The organism is Bordetella genomosp. 8, assembly GCF_002119685.1.
In the GTDB taxonomy this organism is placed as follows: domain Bacteria; phylum Pseudomonadota; class Gammaproteobacteria; order Burkholderiales; family Burkholderiaceae_B; genus Bordetella_C.
This window is the reverse complement of sequence record NZ_CP021108.1, coordinates 265,244-281,961: the sequence shown is the minus strand read 5'-3', so window position 1 is coordinate 281,961 and position 16,718 is coordinate 265,244. Positions and strand designations below refer to the sequence as shown.

The 16,718-nt window shown below is 68.2% G+C and carries 17 protein-coding genes; 9 read left to right on the top strand and 8 right to left on the bottom strand.

The window, feature by feature from the left end:
• The first annotated feature begins 93 nt into the window (after positions 1-93).
• On the top strand, positions 94-525 hold the full coding sequence (locus CAL12_RS01310; RefSeq protein ID WP_086062828.1) for a VOC family protein: 432 nt from the start codon (positions 94-96) through the stop codon (positions 523-525).
• Positions 526-574: 49 nt separating this feature from the next.
• On the opposite strand, the gene CAL12_RS01305 is transcribed toward CAL12_RS01310, so the two are convergent.
• The 4 genes from CAL12_RS01305 to CAL12_RS01290 all read right to left on the bottom strand — a co-directional run bounded on the left by CAL12_RS01305 (position 575) and on the right by CAL12_RS01290 (position 5,075).
• Positions 575-1,732, bottom strand: coding sequence for an HPP family protein (locus CAL12_RS01305; protein ID WP_086062827.1), 1,158 nt, complete (start codon positions 1,730-1,732; stop codon positions 575-577).
• A gap of 114 nt (positions 1,733-1,846) precedes the next feature.
• A complete protein-coding gene (locus tag CAL12_RS01300; RefSeq protein WP_086062826.1) occupies positions 1,847-2,887 on the bottom strand; it encodes a GlxA family transcriptional regulator in 1,041 nt (346 codons plus the stop codon).
• Positions 2,884-4,128 carry an MFS transporter gene (locus CAL12_RS01295; RefSeq protein ID WP_086062825.1) on the bottom strand — a complete coding sequence of 415 codons (1,245 nt, stop codon included), beginning with the start codon at positions 4,126-4,128 and terminating at the stop codon, positions 2,884-2,886. The genes CAL12_RS01300 and CAL12_RS01295 overlap by 4 nt, the downstream gene beginning before the upstream one ends.
• Positions 4,129-4,256: 128 nt before the next feature.
• Positions 4,257-5,075, bottom strand: a complete 819-nt coding sequence (locus CAL12_RS01290; protein ID WP_086067609.1) for an SDR family NAD(P)-dependent oxidoreductase — start codon at positions 5,073-5,075, stop codon at positions 4,257-4,259.
• 154 nt (positions 5,076-5,229) lie between these two features.
• Here CAL12_RS01290 and CAL12_RS01285 point away from each other — a divergent pair, with 154 nt between their 5' ends.
• The 6 genes from CAL12_RS01285 to CAL12_RS01260 all read left to right on the top strand — a co-directional run bounded on the left by CAL12_RS01285 (position 5,230) and on the right by CAL12_RS01260 (position 10,804).
• Positions 5,230-6,219 (top strand): GlxA family transcriptional regulator, encoded by a 990-nt coding sequence (locus tag CAL12_RS01285; protein WP_086067608.1) that lies wholly within the window; start codon positions 5,230-5,232, stop codon positions 6,217-6,219.
• A gap of 112 nt (positions 6,220-6,331) precedes the next feature.
• Positions 6,332-7,300 carry a tripartite tricarboxylate transporter substrate binding protein gene (locus tag CAL12_RS01280; RefSeq protein WP_086062824.1) on the top strand — a complete coding sequence of 323 codons (969 nt, stop codon included), beginning with the start codon at positions 6,332-6,334 and terminating at the stop codon, positions 7,298-7,300.
• Positions 7,301-7,344: 44 nt separating this feature from the next.
• Complete coding sequence (locus CAL12_RS01275; RefSeq protein ID WP_086062823.1) at positions 7,345-8,130, top strand: GntR family transcriptional regulator; 786 nt, start codon at positions 7,345-7,347, stop codon at positions 8,128-8,130.
• A 39-nt stretch (positions 8,131-8,169) separates the two neighbouring features.
• Positions 8,170-9,435, top strand: coding sequence for a 3-isopropylmalate dehydratase large subunit (locus CAL12_RS01270; protein ID WP_086062822.1), 1,266 nt, complete (start codon positions 8,170-8,172; stop codon positions 9,433-9,435).
• Positions 9,432-9,944 (top strand): LeuD/DmdB family oxidoreductase small subunit, encoded by a 513-nt coding sequence (locus CAL12_RS01265; protein ID WP_086062821.1) that lies wholly within the window; start codon positions 9,432-9,434, stop codon positions 9,942-9,944. Before CAL12_RS01270 ends, CAL12_RS01265 begins: the two co-directional genes overlap by 4 nt.
• Positions 9,941-10,804, top strand: coding sequence for an isocitrate lyase/PEP mutase family protein (locus CAL12_RS01260; RefSeq protein WP_086062820.1), 864 nt, complete (start codon positions 9,941-9,943; stop codon positions 10,802-10,804). The genes CAL12_RS01265 and CAL12_RS01260 overlap by 4 nt, the downstream gene beginning before the upstream one ends.
• 1 nt (position 10,805) lies before the next feature.
• On the opposite strand, the gene CAL12_RS01255 is transcribed toward CAL12_RS01260, so the two are convergent.
• The gene (locus CAL12_RS01255; protein ID WP_086062819.1) at positions 10,806-11,177 is read right to left on the bottom strand and encodes a DUF427 domain-containing protein; all 372 of its coding nucleotides are present in this window, start codon (positions 11,175-11,177) and stop codon (positions 10,806-10,808) included.
• Positions 11,178-11,332: 155 nt separating this feature from the next.
• Between CAL12_RS01255 and CAL12_RS01250 the strand changes: the two genes are divergently transcribed.
• Positions 11,333-12,709: an MFS transporter gene (locus tag CAL12_RS01250; protein WP_086062818.1), complete on the top strand. Its 1,377-nt coding sequence runs from the start codon at positions 11,333-11,335 to the stop codon at positions 12,707-12,709.
• Positions 12,710-12,740: 31 nt separating this feature from the next.
• Here the strand turns inward: CAL12_RS01250 and CAL12_RS01245 are convergent, their stop codons facing one another.
• Positions 12,741-13,622: a DUF2242 domain-containing protein gene (locus tag CAL12_RS01245; protein ID WP_086062817.1), complete on the bottom strand. Its 882-nt coding sequence runs from the start codon at positions 13,620-13,622 to the stop codon at positions 12,741-12,743.
• Positions 13,623-13,987: 365 nt separating this feature from the next.
• Between CAL12_RS01245 and CAL12_RS01240 the strand changes: the two genes are divergently transcribed.
• Positions 13,988-15,178, top strand: a complete 1,191-nt coding sequence (locus CAL12_RS01240) for a GGDEF domain-containing protein (protein WP_086062816.1) — start codon at positions 13,988-13,990, stop codon at positions 15,176-15,178.
• Positions 15,179-15,198: 20 nt separating this feature from the next.
• Here the strand turns inward: CAL12_RS01240 and CAL12_RS01235 are convergent, their stop codons facing one another.
• Together CAL12_RS01235 and CAL12_RS01230 are read right to left on the bottom strand one after the other, a co-directional pair.
• Positions 15,199-15,963, bottom strand: coding sequence for an amino acid ABC transporter ATP-binding protein (locus CAL12_RS01235; protein WP_086062815.1), 765 nt, complete (start codon positions 15,961-15,963; stop codon positions 15,199-15,201).
• Positions 15,960-16,634, bottom strand: coding sequence for an amino acid ABC transporter permease (locus CAL12_RS01230; RefSeq protein WP_086062814.1), 675 nt, complete (start codon positions 16,632-16,634; stop codon positions 15,960-15,962). The genes CAL12_RS01235 and CAL12_RS01230 overlap by 4 nt, the downstream gene beginning before the upstream one ends.
• Positions 16,635-16,718: the final 84 nt, after the last annotated feature.

The following is a 16,718-nucleotide window of genomic DNA, read 5'->3' as shown; positions in this document are numbered from 1 at the left end:
AATCATTCGAATGATTCGTTTGACTACGACCGGGGCCGGCGCCTACACTCGGCGCACGCCCTGCCGGCCGGCAGGCGCCACCAGGAGGAAGACATGCCCAATCCCATCAAGCACATCGCCTTCCGGGTCGAAGACCTGGACAGGGAAAGCGCGTTCTACGAGAACGTATTCGGCTATACCCACGTGAATACGGTGCGTCGCAAGGGCAAGCGCGGCGACCATATCTCCCGCCACATGACCGACGGCTACATGGACCTGACGCTGATCCAATACGAATCGGCGGATGCGGACGAAGCGGAATTCGCCGGGCCTTCGCCGTGCATCCATCACATCGGCATGGAAGTCGACGACCTGGACGCGTTCATCGCGGCGATCAGGAAGAACGGCGGGGAGATCCTGACCGAGCCCGGCCACCTGCCGGTCAAGTTCCGCTCACCGGGCGGCCCAGTGGCGGAAGTGGTGCCGCGCAAGCGCTGGGAGAGCGAAACGCTGGCCGCCGGCGTGCACGGCGAAGTGCTGCAATAGGCCACGAGGCCGGCCGTCGCGCACCGGCGCGGCGTGTCGGTTGGCGAGCTCAGGCGGCGACGTCCAGGGTGCGTATCGCCGCGCGATTGCCCGCCACGGAGTCGCCGGAAGCCAGCGCCAGCTGATACAGGGCGTCGATCAGTTGCGGCGCATGGATGACGCCGACCAGCCTGCGGCTCTCGTCCACGACCGGCACGCAGGCGATGCCGGACGCCATCGGTCGGGCCAGCTCGATCGCCGGCATGGCGGGCGTGGCGTAGGCCACTTCGGAGCGCATGCAATCGCGCGCCGACAAGGCCGGCGGAGTCTGTCCAGGCGCCGACGCCAGCCGCACCGTGCGGGCGGACGCGTCGCCGTGCGCCAGCAGACCGAGCAGACGGCCCTGGCCATCCACGACGGGCAGGGCCGCCAGCCGATGGCGGTCCAGCAGCCGCATCGCGGCGTCCAGCGGCTCGTCATCGCGCACCGCGACCGCATCGCGCAGCATGACCTGCCCGCAGGCCAGGCCGCCGAAGCGACGCAGGCTGGCGCGGCGTTCCGCCTCCAGCACGATATCGGCCAGGTCTTCCCGGCTGATGTCCAGCAACTGGTCATGCGAACGCAGGGCATCGTCGAGATCGGCGCTGGTGAAGCCCAGCGGCGTGGGCGCGCGGTTCAGCGCGGCCGGCGCGGCCTGGACATGGCGGTGCGGATAATTGCGTTTGAGCACGCCATTGAAGACGACCGCGATGCACAGCAGCACCGCGGAATTCATCGCCACCGGGTACAGGGCATAGCCATAGCCCAGCTGCGCGATGGAAGGGCCGCCCAGCACGGCGGTCAGCGCGACGGCGCCACTGGGCGGATGCAGGCAACGCAGGGCAAACATGACGGCGATGGCCGCGGCGACGCTGCAGGCCGCCGCCAGGCCCGGCGCTGGAATCAGGTGCGCGAAGAACACGCCGACCAGCGCGGCGCTGACATTGCCGGCCATCAAGGACCAGGGCTGCGCCAGCGGACTGGCCGGCGCGGCGAACGCCAGCACGGCCGAGGCGCCCATGGGTGCGATGAACCACGGGCTGGCCTCGCCGAGCGCATGGCGGGCGATCCATTCCGTGCTTAACAGGCCGAACAGCGCGCCCACGGCGCCCAGGATTTTGTCGCGCCTGCTGGCGCCGACGGGGGCCGGCGCGTACGCGCCCAGGCCTTGCTTGAACCAGCTGAACACGCGATGTCTCCAAGCCGGCGCCTATGGAACAGAACGGGGTGGCGCGCGGACGGCCGTGAAATTTATCACGCCGCTACATAGCCGGAAGGCATACCCTTATGCGCCGCGCGGCGCTCACGCGTGCAGCGGATGGTTCGGCGCGAAGCGCGCCCGATACTGCTGCGGCGTGACGCGCAGCCGGCGCAGGAACAGGCGGCGCAGGTTCTGCTCGCTGCCGTGCCCCGTATCGGCGGCGATGCGCTTGAGCGGCGCGACGCTGGCTTCCAATGCCCGGCAGGCCGCCTCGAAACGCATGCATTCCACCGTCTTGGCCGGCGTCCGGCCGACCGCCGCCACATAGGCGCGGGCGAAGGTGCGCGGCGCCATGCCGGCCTGTTCGGCCAGCCGCTCCACGCGCAGGTCCTCATGCAGGTGAGCGGCCATCCAGGCATGCAGCTCGGCGAACTGCGGCTGCCCGGATTCCTGCTGCGCGAGCAGCGGTACGCTGAATTGCGACTGCCCGCCCGGCCGCTTGATGAACATGACCATGTCGCGCGCCGTTCCCAGCGCGATGCGATGGCCCAGGTCGGCCTCGACCAAGGCCAGCGCCAGATCGATGCCCGCGGTCACGCCGGCCGAGGTCCAGATGTTGTCCTGCTGGATGAAGATGGGTTCCGCATCGACGCGCAAACCGGGATACATGGCCTGCAGGCGGCCGGCCCAGCGCCAGTGCGTCGTCACGCGCAGCCCCTGCAGCAAACCGGCTTCCGCCAGCAGGAAGGTGCCCGTGCATACGGAGCACAGCCGCCGCGCCTGGCTGGCCTGCCGCGCGATCCAGCGTGACAGCGCCGGCTCGGCGACCACCTGGCCGTCGGTGCTGCCGCCCGGCGCGATCAGGGTATCGATGGTGCGGCCCGCCAGCGCATCCAGCGCTTCTGTGGCGACCGCCACGCCGGCGCCGGTCAGCACCGGGCCGCCGTTTTCCGAGGCGACGACGATGTCGTAGGGCGGGGACCGCTGTTCGCCCGACGCCACGGCCTGCCGGTTCGCCGTTTCGAAGGCCTGCACGGGCCCGCTGATGTCCAGCAGGTTGGCGCCGCGATAGCTCAGCATCACGACCAGGCGCCGCTGTGCGGGCAATGTGTCCTCGGGTACGTCCGGGCTTGGGCGCGTCATTCCATCCTCGGTGTTTTCAGGTGCCACCACAGGGTCATGGCGGCCGCGAGCGCTACCACCGGCAGCATAGCCGCGTTCAGCGTGAACCAGCCGAAGCGCTCCAGCACCGGGCCGGCCGCCAGGGTGGCGAGCGCGGTCGCGACATAGCGCAGCAGCTCGGCGCAGCCCTGCGTTGCCGCGCGTTCGGCCGGACGGTAGCTGCGCGCCAGCAAGGTGGTGCCGCCCACGAACATGAAATTCCAGCCCACGCCCAGCGCGAACAGCGAGACATAGAACGCGTCCAGGCTGGTGGACGCCATGGCCGCCAGCGCGCTGATCACGTTCAGCGCCATGCCCGCGTAGAGTACCGTCGGCAGCCCGAAGCGGGCGATCAGCGCGCCCGCGAAGAAAGAGGGCGCGTACATGCCCACCAGGTGCCATTGGATGATGCCGGCGCCCTGGTCCATCGTGTGGGAGCACGCAACGGCAGCCAGCGGCGCGGCCGTCATCACCGCCATCATCGATACCGATCCGACGACGTTGTTGGCGATGGCCGCGATGAACACCGGCTGGCGCGCGATCTGCGCCAGGGGCCGCTCCGGCGGGCTGGCAGCCTCCGCCGGCGCGACACCGCCTGCCACGCCGGACGTGGCGGCGGGGGCGGGGACGGCGTGGGGATCCGGACCGTCGCGGTACCCAGCCCACAGGATCGCCGCCGAGGCGAAGCCCAGCAGGGCCACCATCAGGTAGGCGCCCGCGAACAGGACGGCCGGGAAAAGATCCTTGGCCCAGTTCGCCAGCGCGGGCCCCAATATCGCCGCCACCACGCCACCGCCCAGCACCAGCGAAATGGCGCGGCTCTTGTCGGCATTCGGGACGGCGTCGGCGGCCGCCAGGCGGTAGTACTGGGCAAACGCCTGGAAGACGCCCACCGCGGCGGTGCCGGCGCAGAACATCCAGAAATTGGCATGGAAGACCGCCCACACCGACACCAGGCCGCCCACGCCGCAGGTCATGGCGCCCAGCACGAAGCCCGCGCGCCGTCCCCAGCGTTGCAGCAGGAAGGACGCGAACCAGGTCGTCACCGCGCCGGCCACCGTGATCAGGGCGAATGGCAGCGTCGCCAGCGACTTGTCGGGCGCCAGCTGGTAGCCGGTCAGCCCGGTCAAGGTCAGGTCTATGGATATCGCGCAGGTATACAGGCCCTGGCAGAGCGCCAGGACGCGGGCGTTGCGTCCGCCCGCGGCAGCCGTCGTGAACATCGTCGTGTCGGTCCATGCACCGGGCGCCGACGTGGCGCCCGTGACGAACTAGGCTATCGATGCGACGGCGCGTGCGCGGGACAACAAACCTTCAATTCCTGCCAAACCTTGCCGAACTCCCCGCGGGCTCAGCGCCCCACGCCATAGCGCGGGCCCGGCTTGCCCACCGCCAGGCGTTGCGCCAGTTCCTGGCGCTGGGCGTCGTAGCGCAGCCAGTCCTCGCCGTCCTGCAACGACGGGATGGTCACGGCTTCGCCCTGGTCCAGGCCGGCCAGCGACGCGTCCACCATGTCTTCGGCGCTCATCACCCAATCCTGGGGCAGCTTGGCGTGGTCCATGCCGGCCACGCCCCAGAACTCGGTGGCCGTGGGGCCAGGCAGTACGGCCTGCACCCGCACGCCCTTGTCGCGCAGTTCATATTGCATCGCTTGCGACAGCGCCAGGACGTAGGCCTTGGTGCCGCTGTAGACGCCGTTCAGCACATCGGTATTGATGGCCGCGATGGAAGAAATATTGATGATGTCGCCCTTGCCGCGCGCCAGGAACGCCGCGGCGGCGGCGTGGGCCAGGCGCGTCAGCGCCGTAACGTTCAGGTCGATCATGGCTTCCATGCGGTCGAGGTCGGCCTGCAGGAAGGGCGCGACCAGGCCGAAGCCAGCGTTGTTCACCAGGACGTCGATGCTGGCGTCATCGCGCAGCAGCGCTTCCACGCGGCGCTGGCCGTCGCGCTGGCCCAGGTCGGCCACCACCACGGCCGCCTTGCGGCCATGGGCAGTCTGCAGCCGATCGGCAAGTTCCTGCAGGCGTTGTTCGCCGCGCGCGACCAGGATCAGGTCATAGCCGCGCCGCGCCAGGCGGTCGGCATAGATGGCGCCTATGCCGGACGACGCGCCGGTGACGAGGGCGGTGCGCTGGCGGGAAGCGGTGTGGTTGGAGTTGGCGTTCATGATGTGATCCGGAAAGGTTTTCGATGCCGCCATTCTGCGGGCCGGCGCCAAAGTCTCAAATGACGCAAAACCCACTTTTCCTGCCATCCGGAAAATGCGCCGCCAGGACATGGCGGTCCTACAATGGCGTATCGACCAACGCCCGCGACACATCATGACCACGCGCATCGCCCTGGTGGTATTTCCCGGCTTCCAGATCCTGGATCTGTCCGCCCTGACCGTCTTCGAACTGGCCAATCTGCACCTGACCGACCGCGGCAAGGACGCGCATTACGTCATGGACGTGGTGTCCCAGGACGGCGGCCTGGTGCCTTCATCGTCCGGCGTCGGTATCCAGACCCGGCCCATCGGCCGCAGGCACTTCGACACGCTGATGATAGGCGGCGCCGTGGAAATTCCCGCCAGCACGCCGGCGCTGATCGCCAGCCTGCGCCGCGTCGCGCGCCGTACGCGGCGGGTCGCGAGCATCTGCACGGGCGCCTTCCTGCTGGCGGAAGCCGGCCTGCTCGACGGCCGCCGCGCCACCACGCACTGGGCCCTGGCCCACGAGCTGCAACGCCGCTATCCCGCGATTCGCATGGACGAAGACAAGATCTTCGTCAGCGACGGCGTGCTGTGGACATCGGCCGGCATGACGGCGTGCATCGACCTGGCCCTGGCGCTGCTGTCGGACGACCTGGGCCCGGACGCGGCACGCGCGGTGGCGCGCAAGATGGTCATCCATTACCGCCGCAGCGGCGGGCAGTCGCAATTCTCCACGCTGGCCGAGCTGGAGCCGGATTCGGACCGCATACGCGCCGCGCTCGACTATGCGCGGGAGAACCTGCGCGAGCCGCTCAGCGTTGAACAGCTGGCGGACCAGGTCCACTGGAGCCCGCGGCATTTCAGCCGGGCGTTCCAGGCGCAGACAGGACTGTCGCCCGCCAAGGCCGTGGAAAAGCTGCGGCTGGAAGCGGCGCGGGCATTGATCGAGGAAGGCGAAAGCTCGATCGCGCGCGTGGCGACCCTGACGGGTTTCGGCGACGAGGAACGCATGCGGCGCGCCTTCCTGCGCACCCTGGGCCGGCCACCGCGCGACCTGCAGCGGGAAGCGCGCCGCCGCGCGTCCACGGCACCGCTCGCCGGCCTGGCCGCCACGGCCTGAACCGGTTTCGCCCGAGCCGGTTTCGCCTGACCCGGAACCGCCTGTTGCTCCGCGCGCCCCAACGGCTGTATGCTACTTGTATTCTTATCAATACAACTATACAGGAGACAACATGCGAGCCTCTCGCCGCGCCTTCGCCATTTCCATCGCGGCCCTGGCCGCCGCCAGCGCCACCATCCCCGCCCACGCCCAGCAGACGCCGCCCATCAAGCTGGTGGTCGGCGCGCCACCGGGGGGCACCACCGACACCGTCGCGCGCAGCATAGGCACCACCATGGGCAAGGAACTGGGGCGCACCGTGATCGTCGAAAACCGCCCTGGCGCCGGCGGCAATATCGCCGCGGACTACGTCGCCAAGAGCGCGGCCGACGGCAATACCCTGCTGGTGAGCTTCAACAGCTTCTCCATCAACGCCAGCCTGTACAAGAACCTGCCCTTCGACCCGCGCAAGGACTTCACGCCCATCAGCATGCTGGCCAGCGTTCCCAGCGTACTGGTAGCGCGCAAGGACTTTCCCGCCAGCAACATGGCGGAACTGATAACGCTGGCCAAGGCGCATCCCGGCAAGTACACGATGGCCCTGGGCGGCATAGGCTCGTCGCTGCACATGGCGGGCGAACGCATGAAGATGATGGCGGGCCTGGACATCATCAACGTTCCCTACAAGGGTACGACGCCGGCCGTGACCGACCTGCTGGGCGGCCAGGTGGACATGATGTTCGGCAGTACCCTGAACGTCATCCCGCACGTCAAGAGCGGATCGCTGAAGGCGCTCGGCGTCAGCAGCGCCAAGCCGCTGGAATCGCTGCCCGGCGTGCCCCCCATCGGCGACACCATCAAGGGCTTCGAGTCCAACGCGTGGTTCGCACTGTTCGGACCGGCCAAACTGCCCGCCGACACTCTGGCCAAGCTGAACGACGCCGCGCGCAAGGCCGTCGCGGCGCCGGATTTCCGCCGACTGTTGGAACGGGAATCGGCCACGGCCGTCAGCAGCACGCCAGAAGAACTCGTTAAATTCGTCAACGAGGACATCGACCGCTATGCGGAAGTGGTGAAGTTCACGGGCGCCACGGTGGAATAAGGCAGGCCCGGAGCGCCGCGCATGCCCGCACTCACGAAGGACACATGAACAGCCCGCTGCCGCTCTATCACAAGGTCTACCTGCTGCTGCGCCAGCGCCTGCTGGACGGCGTGTACCAGGCGGACCAGCCGCTGCCCGGCGAGAACGCGCTGGCCCAGGAATACGGCGTGTCGCGCCTGACGGTGCGGCGCGCGCTGGACGCGCTCGCCAGCGACGGCCTGATCGCGCGGCGCCAGGGGCGCGGCACGTTCGCCCAGGCGCCGTCCCAGCTATCGGCGCCGCAGCGGGGCGGCACCGTGGACGCGTTGATGGCGCATCTGGCCCGGATGGGCATGAGCACCCAGGTCAAGCTGCTGGATCTGTCGACCGAGGCCGCGCCGCCGGCCGTCGCCGCGCGCCTGGAAGTACCACCCGGCGCCATGGTCCATCGTTCCGTACGCGTACGCAGCCACCAGGGCGAGCCTTTCTCCTATCTGCGCACCTACGTGCCGGATGCCATCGGCCGCCGCATCTCGCGCAAGGCGCTGGGCAGCAAGCCGCTGCTGCAGATCTTCGGCGAACTGGGCATCCGCGTCTCGGGCGCGGAGCAGGCCATCAGCGCGGTACTGGCCGATCCGGCCGAAGCGGAAGCCCTGGGCGTGCCGGTGGCCTCCGCGCTGCTGAACATCCGACGCCTGGTGCGCGACGCCGCCGGCAGGCCGGTGGAATACCTGGACGCCCGCTACCGTCCCGATCGTTTCGAATATCGCCTGGACATGGCCGCCCACGAAACCGCCGGCACGCCGGTGTGGCTGCCCGCCGGGCCGGGCCCCGCCGGGCCTAGTGCGTAATGCCGCGCGCCATGAAATAAGGACATAACGGAGACTTCCATGCCTTCCCAGACATTGGCCCAGAAACTGCTGGCTGCCGCCAGCGGCCGCGCCGCCGTCGCCGTGGGTGACATCGTGACCTGCCGCGTCGACCTGGCGATGTTCCACGATTCCAGCGGTCCGCGCCGCCTCAAGCCCATGCTGGAATCGCTCGGCACCGGCATCTGGGACCGCGACAAGGTCGTGCTGGTCATGGATCACTACGTGCCGGAGGCGGACGACGAATCGCGCAAGATCGTCCGCATCGCCCGCGACTGGGCGGTGGAGCAGGCGCTGCCGCACGTGTACGACTCCGTCGGCATCTGCCACGTGGTCGTGCCCGAACATGGGCACATCCGGCCGGGCATGCTGTGCGTGGGCGGGGACTCGCACTCGCCCACGGGCGGCGCGTTCGGCGCCTACATGTTCGGCGTGGGTAGTACGGAAATGCTGGGCGTGGTGGCCAGCGGCGAGATCTGGATCCAGGTGCCGCAAACGCTGATGATGCAATGGGACGGCGCGCTGGCGCCGGGCGTCACCGCCAAGGACATGATGCTGCACATGATCGGCCGCTTCGGCATGAACGGCGGCCGCTACCAGGCGGTGGAATTTTGCGGCGAGGCCGTGCGGGCGCTGTCGATGCAGGAGCGCATGACGCTGTCCAACATGTCGGCGGAGATCGGCTCGCAGGTCGGGCTGGTGGCCCCGGACGACACGACGGCCGCCTATCTGGCGCAGGCGGGGGTCGGCGAACCCATCGACGTCGCACGCTGGCAGTCCGACGCCGACGCGCAGGCCGAACGCTACCGCTTCGACGCCAGCACGCTGGCGCCGCACGTCGCCGCGCCGCACAGCCCCGCCAACTCGCGCCCGATCGCCGACTATGAAGCCACGCCCATGCAGGTCGCCTACATCGGTGCCTGTACGGGCGCGAAGCTGGAAGACCTGCGCGCCGCCGCCAGCGTGCTGCGCGGCCGGCGCATCGCGCCGGGCATGTCGCTGATGGTCGCCCCGGCCAGCCTGCGCGACCAGCGCCAGGCCGACAGCGAAGGCGTAATGGCGGCGCTGGTGGACGCGGGGGCGACCTTGCTGCCCAATTCGTGCGGCGCCTGCTCCGGCTACGGCGGGTCGATTCCCGAAGGCGCCAACGTCATCGCCAGCACGGCGCGCAATTTCCAGGGCCGCATGGGCGCGCGCACCGCGCAGGTGTACCTGGCCTCGCCCTACACCGTCGCCGCGGCCGCCGTGGCCGGCCACCTCATCGACCCCAGGGAGATGCTGCAATGACCACGCACCGAGCCTGGCGCCTGGGCGCCGACGTCGACACCGACCAGCTCGCGCCCGGCGCCTACATGAAATTCGGCATCGACGAAATCGCCCGCCACTGCCTGGAGCGGGTACGCCCCGACTTCGCGGCCGCAGTCCGGCCGGGCGACGTCATCGTCGCCGGCCCCAACTTCGGCATCGGTTCTTCGCGCGAGCAGGCCGCGTCCGCGCTGGTCGCGCTCGGCCTGCGCGCCGTCATCGCGCCCAGCTTCAGCGGCCTGTATTTCCGCAACGCCTACAACGTGGGCCTGCTGTTGCTGACCTGCCCCGAGGCCGAAGCCATCCAGGAAGGCGAAGCGATCGCCATCGACCTGGATGCCTGCCGCGTCGTGCGCGCCGACGGCACCGCGCTGCCCTGCGAACCCATCCCGGATTTCCTGCGGGACATGGTTCAGGCCGGCGGCCTGCTGAACCTGTTGAAACGCCGCCTGGCCGACGGCACGCTGAAACCCAATCCCATGAGAGCATGATGCCGCAAAACCTGAAACAGAAACTCGCCGCCGGGCAAGCCGTACTGGCGCCTGGAATCTACGACGCGCTGTCGGCCCTCATCGCCGAACAGGCCGGCTTCGATGCGCTGTACCTGTCTGGCGCATCCATCGCCTATACGCGGCTGGGCCGCTCCGACGTGGGCCTGACCACCTATACCGAAGTGGAACAGACGCTGGCCCGCATCACCGAACGCGTGGCCTGCCCGGTCATCGTCGACGGCGATACCGGCTTCGGCAATGCGCTGAACGTACAGCGCACGGTACGCGGCTTCGAACGCGCCGGCGCCGCGATGATCCAGCTGGAAGACCAGGGCTTTCCCAAGCGTTGCGGCCACCTGAACGGCAAGAGCGTCGTCCCGGTGGCGGAGATGCGCGGCAAGCTGCGCGCCGCGCTGGACGCGCGCCACCACGCCGACACCCTGATCCTGGCGCGCACCGATGCCGTCGCCGTCGAGGGCCTGGACGCGGCGCTGGAACGCGCCGAGCAGTACCTGGAGTGCGGCGTGGACGCGATCTTCGTCGAAGCGCTCCGCACCGACGAACAGATGGAAGCCGCCTGCAAGCGCTTCGGCAAGCGCGTGCCGCTGCTGGCCAATATGGTGGAAGGCGGTATGACGCCGGTGAAAAGCGCGGCCGAGCTGGCCGCCAAGGGCTTTTCCATCGTCATCTTCCCGGGCGGCACCGCGCGCGCCGTATCGCACATGCTGCAACGCTACTACGGCAGCCTGCGCGAACACGGCACCACCGCGCCGTGGCGCGACGCCATGCTGGACTTCGATCAGCTCAACGCGCTGATCGGCACGCCCGAATTGCTGGCGCTGGGCAAGACGTACGAGTAGCTCAGTCCTTTTCCTCGATCGCGTCGACGCGATCGGGGTAGAAGGCAAGGTGCCCCGCGATCGCCGCCACCGCGGGATGCGGGTTTTCGTAGGTCCACACCGCATTCGTCGCGCGCGCGCCGCCATGCGGAATGCTGTAGTACGCGCAATCCCCCTTGTACGGGCAATACGTGGCGTGATCCGTGCGCTGCAGGCTCGCCATGTCCGCGTCCTTGCGGGGGATATACTGCACCGCTGGGTAGTTGGCCTCGCGCAGGGTCAGCGCCTCGCGCGTATCGGCGATCACGCGCCCCGCCAGCGTTACGACCACGCGTCTCGGATTGTGCTCGACAGTGATCGGGTGATCGGGACCAGGCGTCTTGACCGGTTTCATAGCGGCTTTCCTTTGCGCTGCGCGCATGGAGTCGGAGCATCCGTCGTCCTGCGTGCATGAGCTTCCACAAGCATGGACGGGCGATGCGAGCCCATCCATCGTAAGCCCGCCGCGCTTCATCCTCCCGCAAATCCACGTCAACAACAGGAGTATCGATGGCGATATCCAAAGCCATACCGCAAGCCCCAAAACACGTATTGAATCGCGCCATCGCCGCATCGGCGATCGGCAACGCCACGGAATGGTTCGACTACGGCATCTACGCCTACGGCGTGTCGTACATCTCCGCGGCTTTCTTTCCCGGCGATGTGCAGCAAGCCACGCTGTTCGCGCTGGCGACCTTCGCCATATCCTTCCTGATGCGTCCTTTCGGCGGCCTGTTCTGGGGGCCGCTCGGCGACCGCCTGGGACGCAAGGCCGTACTGGCCCTGACCATCCTGCTGATGTCGGGCGCGACGGTCTGCATCGGCCTGATCCCCACGCACGAAACCATAGGCCTGTGGGCGCCGGCGCTGCTCATCCTGTTGCGCATGGTGCAGGGGTTCTCGACCGGCGGCGAGTACGGCGGCGCGGCGACGTTCATGGCGGAATACGCGCCGGACAGCAAGCGCGGCTTCTGCGGCAGCTTCCTGGAACTGGGCACGCTGGGCGGCTTTTCGCTGGGCGCCTTGCTGATGCTGGGTTTTTCGGTCGCGCTGGACGATGCGGCCATGCACGCATGGGGCTGGCGCATTCCGTTCTTCATGGCGCTGCCCATGGGGATGGTCGGCATGTACCTGCGTTCGCGCCTGAAGGAAACGCCGGTGTTCCGCGAAGCGGAAGAGGCCCTGAACCAGAATGCCGAACCGCAGAAGGGCGGCGTCAAGGAAGTATGCACGGACTACAAAGGGCAGGTGCTGTCCATGGCGGGCCTGGTGGTGGCGCTGAACGTCGTCAACTACACGCTGCTCAGCTTCGCGCCCACCTATTTCGCCAACCAGCTGGGGTTGAGCACGCAGGAAGCGTTGATCGTGCCCATCATCGGCATGGTGTTCATGATGGTCTGCCTGCCCTTCATCGGCCGGCTGTCCGACCGCGTTGGCCGCAAGCCGGTATGGTGGGTGTCGCTGGTCGGGCTGTTCGTCCTGGCGATCCCCATGTTCCACCTGATGGCGGCGGGCCTGGCGGGCGCCATCATCGGCTACGCGGTGCTGGGGCTGTTCTATGTGCCGCAGCTGGCGACCATCTCGGCCACCTTCCCGGCCATGTTCCCGACGCACGTGCGCTTTGCCGGCTTCGCCATCGCGTACAACGTCTCGACCTCGCTGTTCGGCGGCACCGCGCCGGCGGTCAACGAATGGCTGATCGCGCGCACGGGCAGCAGCATGGTGCCGGCGTACTACATGATGGCCGCCTGCGTCGTCGGCGCCTGGGCGCTAAGGCATGTCGTCGAAACCGCCGGGCATTCGATACGGGGCTCCGAAATCCCCGGCACGCAGGCATCGGTGGCCGAGGTGCGCGACCTGGACACGCAGCAGGCCGGCGGGACCTGAGCGCCGGACTGCCGGCGCCAGGCCCGGCGCGTCACGGATTCGTGGCCTTGCCGGGGTCCTTGCTGGCGTCCTGGCCGGCGTCCGTGCTGACGCCCGGGTCCTGGGCCGGCTTGGCGGCGCCCGCATCCTGGCCCGTATTGCCGGTGTCGCCGACGGCCGGTGCGGCGGCAGCGGGCGCGGCGGGAGTCGCCGCCTTGTCGGCCGGCGCATCCGCGCCCTTCGCCGCCGGCGTGGGCGCGGGCGGGGATGCGGGCGTAGGAGCCGGCGACGGCGTGGCCCCCGTCCCATTGGCGGCGGCCCCTTGCGGCGGAGCAAGCTTGCCGCCAGCCTCGGCCTGGGGCAGATAGCGCTGCACCAGGTCGAAGAATCCCTCGTAGAACGCAGGCGCGGATATGGTCTCGCTGCTCACCTTGGACAGCGAATCCTCATAGGAACCGAAGGGCATCGACACCGACCCCAGCACGCTGAGCCCGACACCCGCCGACGCGCTGGTCTTCTTGATGATGTAGCGGTCCTGCACCGCGTTGACGAAGACGGTGGTGTGAGGCGATGCCTGCTGGTCGGACGTGCAGACCACATGGAAGGAAATCACCTGGTGCTGCTGGTCGTCGTCCTTCACCTGGAAGTTCTTCTGGCCTTCCACACCGTCCTTCTGCGCCTTGCCTATGGTGTAGCCCTGGCTGAGCAGCGCGCGACGCGCCGCTTCGCAGGTGGCCGAATCGCCGGCTGGATACGCACGCGAATAGGTACTCGTATCCTGGAAGGTTTCCGGATAGGCCGGCTTGGTCCCACTGGAGCAGCCTGCCAAGGCCAGGCAACCGAGCGCGAGGGCGGCGGCGGCCCGGCCAGGGCCGCGCGAGCCACGGATCGGGACGGCAGGAGTGTAGAGGTTAGGAGACAGCGGGCTTGGCATGTTGTGCGCCTTGTAATGAACGCCCCAAGGGTACCTTCGGCTCGTCCTATTCCTAGACGCGCCGCCGTTTCAGATGTTTCGCACGGTTAATCGCGCGAGCGGGCACCCGTTAGGGGGACGGACTGCAATAAGCGCGCGGACTTTGCTGGATGCTCATCCTTGGTCGCGCGGCTGGGCCCGGGGACGCACCATACCCCGATAAAATCGCAACCCTGCAATTAATTACATAATTTACGGGCAATAATAAGATTTCTCCGATTGACGATTTATGCCCGCGTCATGGCGGCGCGTCGGCGATCCGCCCGTCCCGGCGACGTACGCCCTCACCCCTTGCACCAATCGCCGTATCGGCCGGCGCTCCCCGAATGCATTTGGACCTGTTGACGCTTTATCTGCTCGCCATCGGCACGCTCCTGGCCAGCGCCGGGATGATGTTCTGGGAGCATCGCGGCAATCCCGCGCGCGGCGGCACGCTCCGCACCCTGGCCGCCGCCTTCGCGGTGATCGCGGTCGGCTGCGCCGCCGCATTGTTCCGGCGCGAGTTGCCAGGCGCCGCCGGCTCGGCCATCAGCAACCTGGTCATCCTGAGCGGATACCTGCTCGTGCTCGAAGGCGTCGCGTCCTTGAGCGGTCGCCGTCACCGCGCCGCGTCGGCCGGCCTGCTGATCGCCATGGCGCTGGTGTGGCTGGCCGGCGGCACGCGCTGGCAGGACGTCATATGGAACTACCTGAGCGCGATCCCCATCGCCGCGGTCAGCGGCATGACGGCGTGGGAGATGCTGCGGTGTCCCGCGATGAAGTCCCTGCCGTCGCGCTACATCGTGGCCGCGGTGACCAGCGTGCACGCCCTGGCCTATGCCGGCAGGGCACTGGTCCTGCCCTGGCTGGTGACCGACTACGGCGGCGCGATACAGCTGGTGGCCAGCAAGATCACGATGTACGAAGGCGTGCTGTATTCGGTCCTGCTGCCGATGAGCCTGCTCAAGCTCATGCGTGAAGAATCCCACGGCCAGCTGCTGCGCGAATCGCGTACGGACTACCTGACGCGCCTGGGCAACCGCCGCTGGTTCTTTGAAGAAAGCGCACGCATCGCGAGCGGCGAAGACGGCCGCCAGCCGCTGTCGATACTCGCGTTCGACCTGGACCACTTCAAGGCGATCAACGACCTGCATGGCCACCAGACCGGCGACGAAGTACTGAAGTCCTTCGCTGAAATCGCGCGCGGCGTGGTAGGGCCGGACGTGGTCCTCGCGCGCATCGGCGGCGAAGAATTCGCGGCCCTCCTGGCGGGCCGCGACGCGCCGCGGGCGCAGGCGCTGGGCGAAGCCGTCGCCCGTCGTTTCGCGGAAACGATCTCCGACCGCATCGCTGGCCTCGGCATGCCGGCCACCGTCAGCATAGGCCTGGCGCGATTGGATGCTCATCGTGGCGACGCCGGCGTCGGCGGCAACAAGGCTGCCGCACTGGCGGAAGCACTTGCCGCCGCCGACCGCGCCCTGTATCGCGCGAAGTCGCTGGGCGGCAATCGCCTGGAACTGGCGGACGCCATCTCCTAGCCGTCAACTTTGAGCCGCCGTCAGGACCTGTTGAACCGCGCCAGGAATGACTGCGTGGCCGGCTGCGCGGGATTGTCGATCACCTGCCGCGCGGACCCGGCTTCGACCACGACGCCGTCGCGCATGAAGACCACCTGGTCCGCGACCTCGCGCGCGAAAGCGATCTCGTGCGTGACCAGGATCATGGTCATGCCGTCTTCCGCCAGCGCCTTGATGACCGCCAGCACTTCACCGACCAGTTCGGGATCCAGGGCGGACGTCGCCTCGTCGAACAGCATGACCTCAGGCCGCAGCGCCAGGGCCCGCGCGATCGCCACGCGCTGCTTCTGGCCGCCCGACAGCATGTCCGGGTAGCTATCCGCCTTGGCGGCAAGCCCCACGCGCGTCAGCAGGTCCATGGCCTGCTCGCGAGCCTCGGGCTTGGATACTCGCTTCACCGTGACCGGCCCTTCCATGACGTTCTGCACCACCGTCATGTGCGGGAACAGGTTGAAGTGCTGGAACACCATGCCCGTGGTGGCACGGTAGCTGGCCAGCTCCTTCTCATGCATGCGGCGGCCCTGGCCGCTGTTGAAATCCATGCTGCGTTCGCCCACGCGTATCGTGCCGCCGTCCGGCATGGTCAGCAGGTTGATGCAGCGTAGCAGCGTCGACTTGCCCGAGCCCGACGGCCCGATCATCGCCACCGCCGTGCCCTTGGGCACCCGCAGCGAGATGTCCTTCAGCACCACATGGTCGCCGAAGCGCTTGCTGAGATTGCCGATCTCTATCATCGCGTCGCTCATGCCGCGCTCCTGTCCTGCTTGGCGAGGCGATTCTCGATGCGCTTGGACCATAGCGTCGCGGGGAACAGCACCACGAAATAGCAGACGGCGGCGATGGTGTAGATCTCCAGCGGACGATAGGAATCGTGCGCGGCGGATTGCGCCTGGTACAGCAGGTCGGGCACCGCGATCACCGACAGCAGCGAGGTGTTCTTCAACTGCATGATGGATTGGCTCATCAGCGGCGGCACCATGTGGCGAAAGGCCTGCGGCAGGATGATGCGCCGCATGACCTGCTTGTTGCGCATGCCCATGGCCAGTCCCGCTTCGGTCTGCCCCCAGTCCACGCCCAGTATGCCGGCGCGCACGATCTCCGAATAGAAGGCGCCGCCGTACAGGGTCAGCGACAGCGCCGCCGCGCTGGTGGGCGACATCTCGATATTCGTCAGGATGGGCAGGGCGTAATAGAACCAGATCAGCTGCACCAGCACCGGCGTGCAGCGGAACACTTCCACATAGGCGCGCAGGATGCCGGCGATGAAACGCGGCGCGCGCACCCGCCCGATGCCGACGACCAGCCCGACGGCCAGGCCGGCCGCCACGACGATGACCGTGTACACGATGGTATAGGCCAGGCCGCTCAGCAACAGCTTGTGATAGACCCAGACCGCGCCAAAGTCCCAGTGGTACACAACAACTCCTTGATATTGCCGCTATGGTGGACCGCGCCCCGGGCATGGCGCGGCCTGTGCGCGGGGAGGGCGCCGCCGTGGCGC

Bases quoted from the DNA above. Each gene is read 5' to 3' on its own strand.
- CAL12_RS01310 (WP_086062828.1), top strand. From the start codon at position 94: ATGCCCAATCCCATCAAGCACATCGCCTTCCGGGTCGAAGACCTGGAC.
- CAL12_RS01300 (WP_086062826.1), bottom strand. From the start codon at position 2,887: ATGACGCGCCCAAGCCCGGACGTACCCGAGGACACATTGCCCGCACAG.
- CAL12_RS01295 (WP_086062825.1), bottom strand. From the start codon at position 4,128: ATGTTCACGACGGCTGCCGCGGGCGGACGCAACGCCCGCGTCCTGGCG.
- CAL12_RS01290 (WP_086067609.1), bottom strand. From the start codon at position 5,075: ATGAACGCCAACTCCAACCACACCGCTTCCCGCCAGCGCACCGCCCTC.
- CAL12_RS01285 (WP_086067608.1), top strand. From the start codon at position 5,230: ATGACCACGCGCATCGCCCTGGTGGTATTTCCCGGCTTCCAGATCCTG.
- CAL12_RS01280 (WP_086062824.1), top strand. From the start codon at position 6,332: ATGCGAGCCTCTCGCCGCGCCTTCGCCATTTCCATCGCGGCCCTGGCC.
- CAL12_RS01275 (WP_086062823.1), top strand. From the start codon at position 7,345: ATGAACAGCCCGCTGCCGCTCTATCACAAGGTCTACCTGCTGCTGCGC.
- CAL12_RS01270 (WP_086062822.1), top strand. From the start codon at position 8,170: ATGCCTTCCCAGACATTGGCCCAGAAACTGCTGGCTGCCGCCAGCGGC.
- CAL12_RS01265 (WP_086062821.1), top strand. From the start codon at position 9,432: ATGACCACGCACCGAGCCTGGCGCCTGGGCGCCGACGTCGACACCGAC.
- CAL12_RS01260 (WP_086062820.1), top strand. From the start codon at position 9,941: ATGATGCCGCAAAACCTGAAACAGAAACTCGCCGCCGGGCAAGCCGTA.
- CAL12_RS01255 (WP_086062819.1), bottom strand. From the start codon at position 11,177: ATGAAACCGGTCAAGACGCCTGGTCCCGATCACCCGATCACTGTCGAG.
- CAL12_RS01250 (WP_086062818.1), top strand. From the start codon at position 11,333: ATGGCGATATCCAAAGCCATACCGCAAGCCCCAAAACACGTATTGAAT.
- CAL12_RS01245 (WP_086062817.1), bottom strand. From the start codon at position 13,622: ATGCCAAGCCCGCTGTCTCCTAACCTCTACACTCCTGCCGTCCCGATC.
- CAL12_RS01240 (WP_086062816.1), top strand. From the start codon at position 13,988: ATGCATTTGGACCTGTTGACGCTTTATCTGCTCGCCATCGGCACGCTC.
- CAL12_RS01235 (WP_086062815.1), bottom strand. From the start codon at position 15,963: ATGAGCGACGCGATGATAGAGATCGGCAATCTCAGCAAGCGCTTCGGC.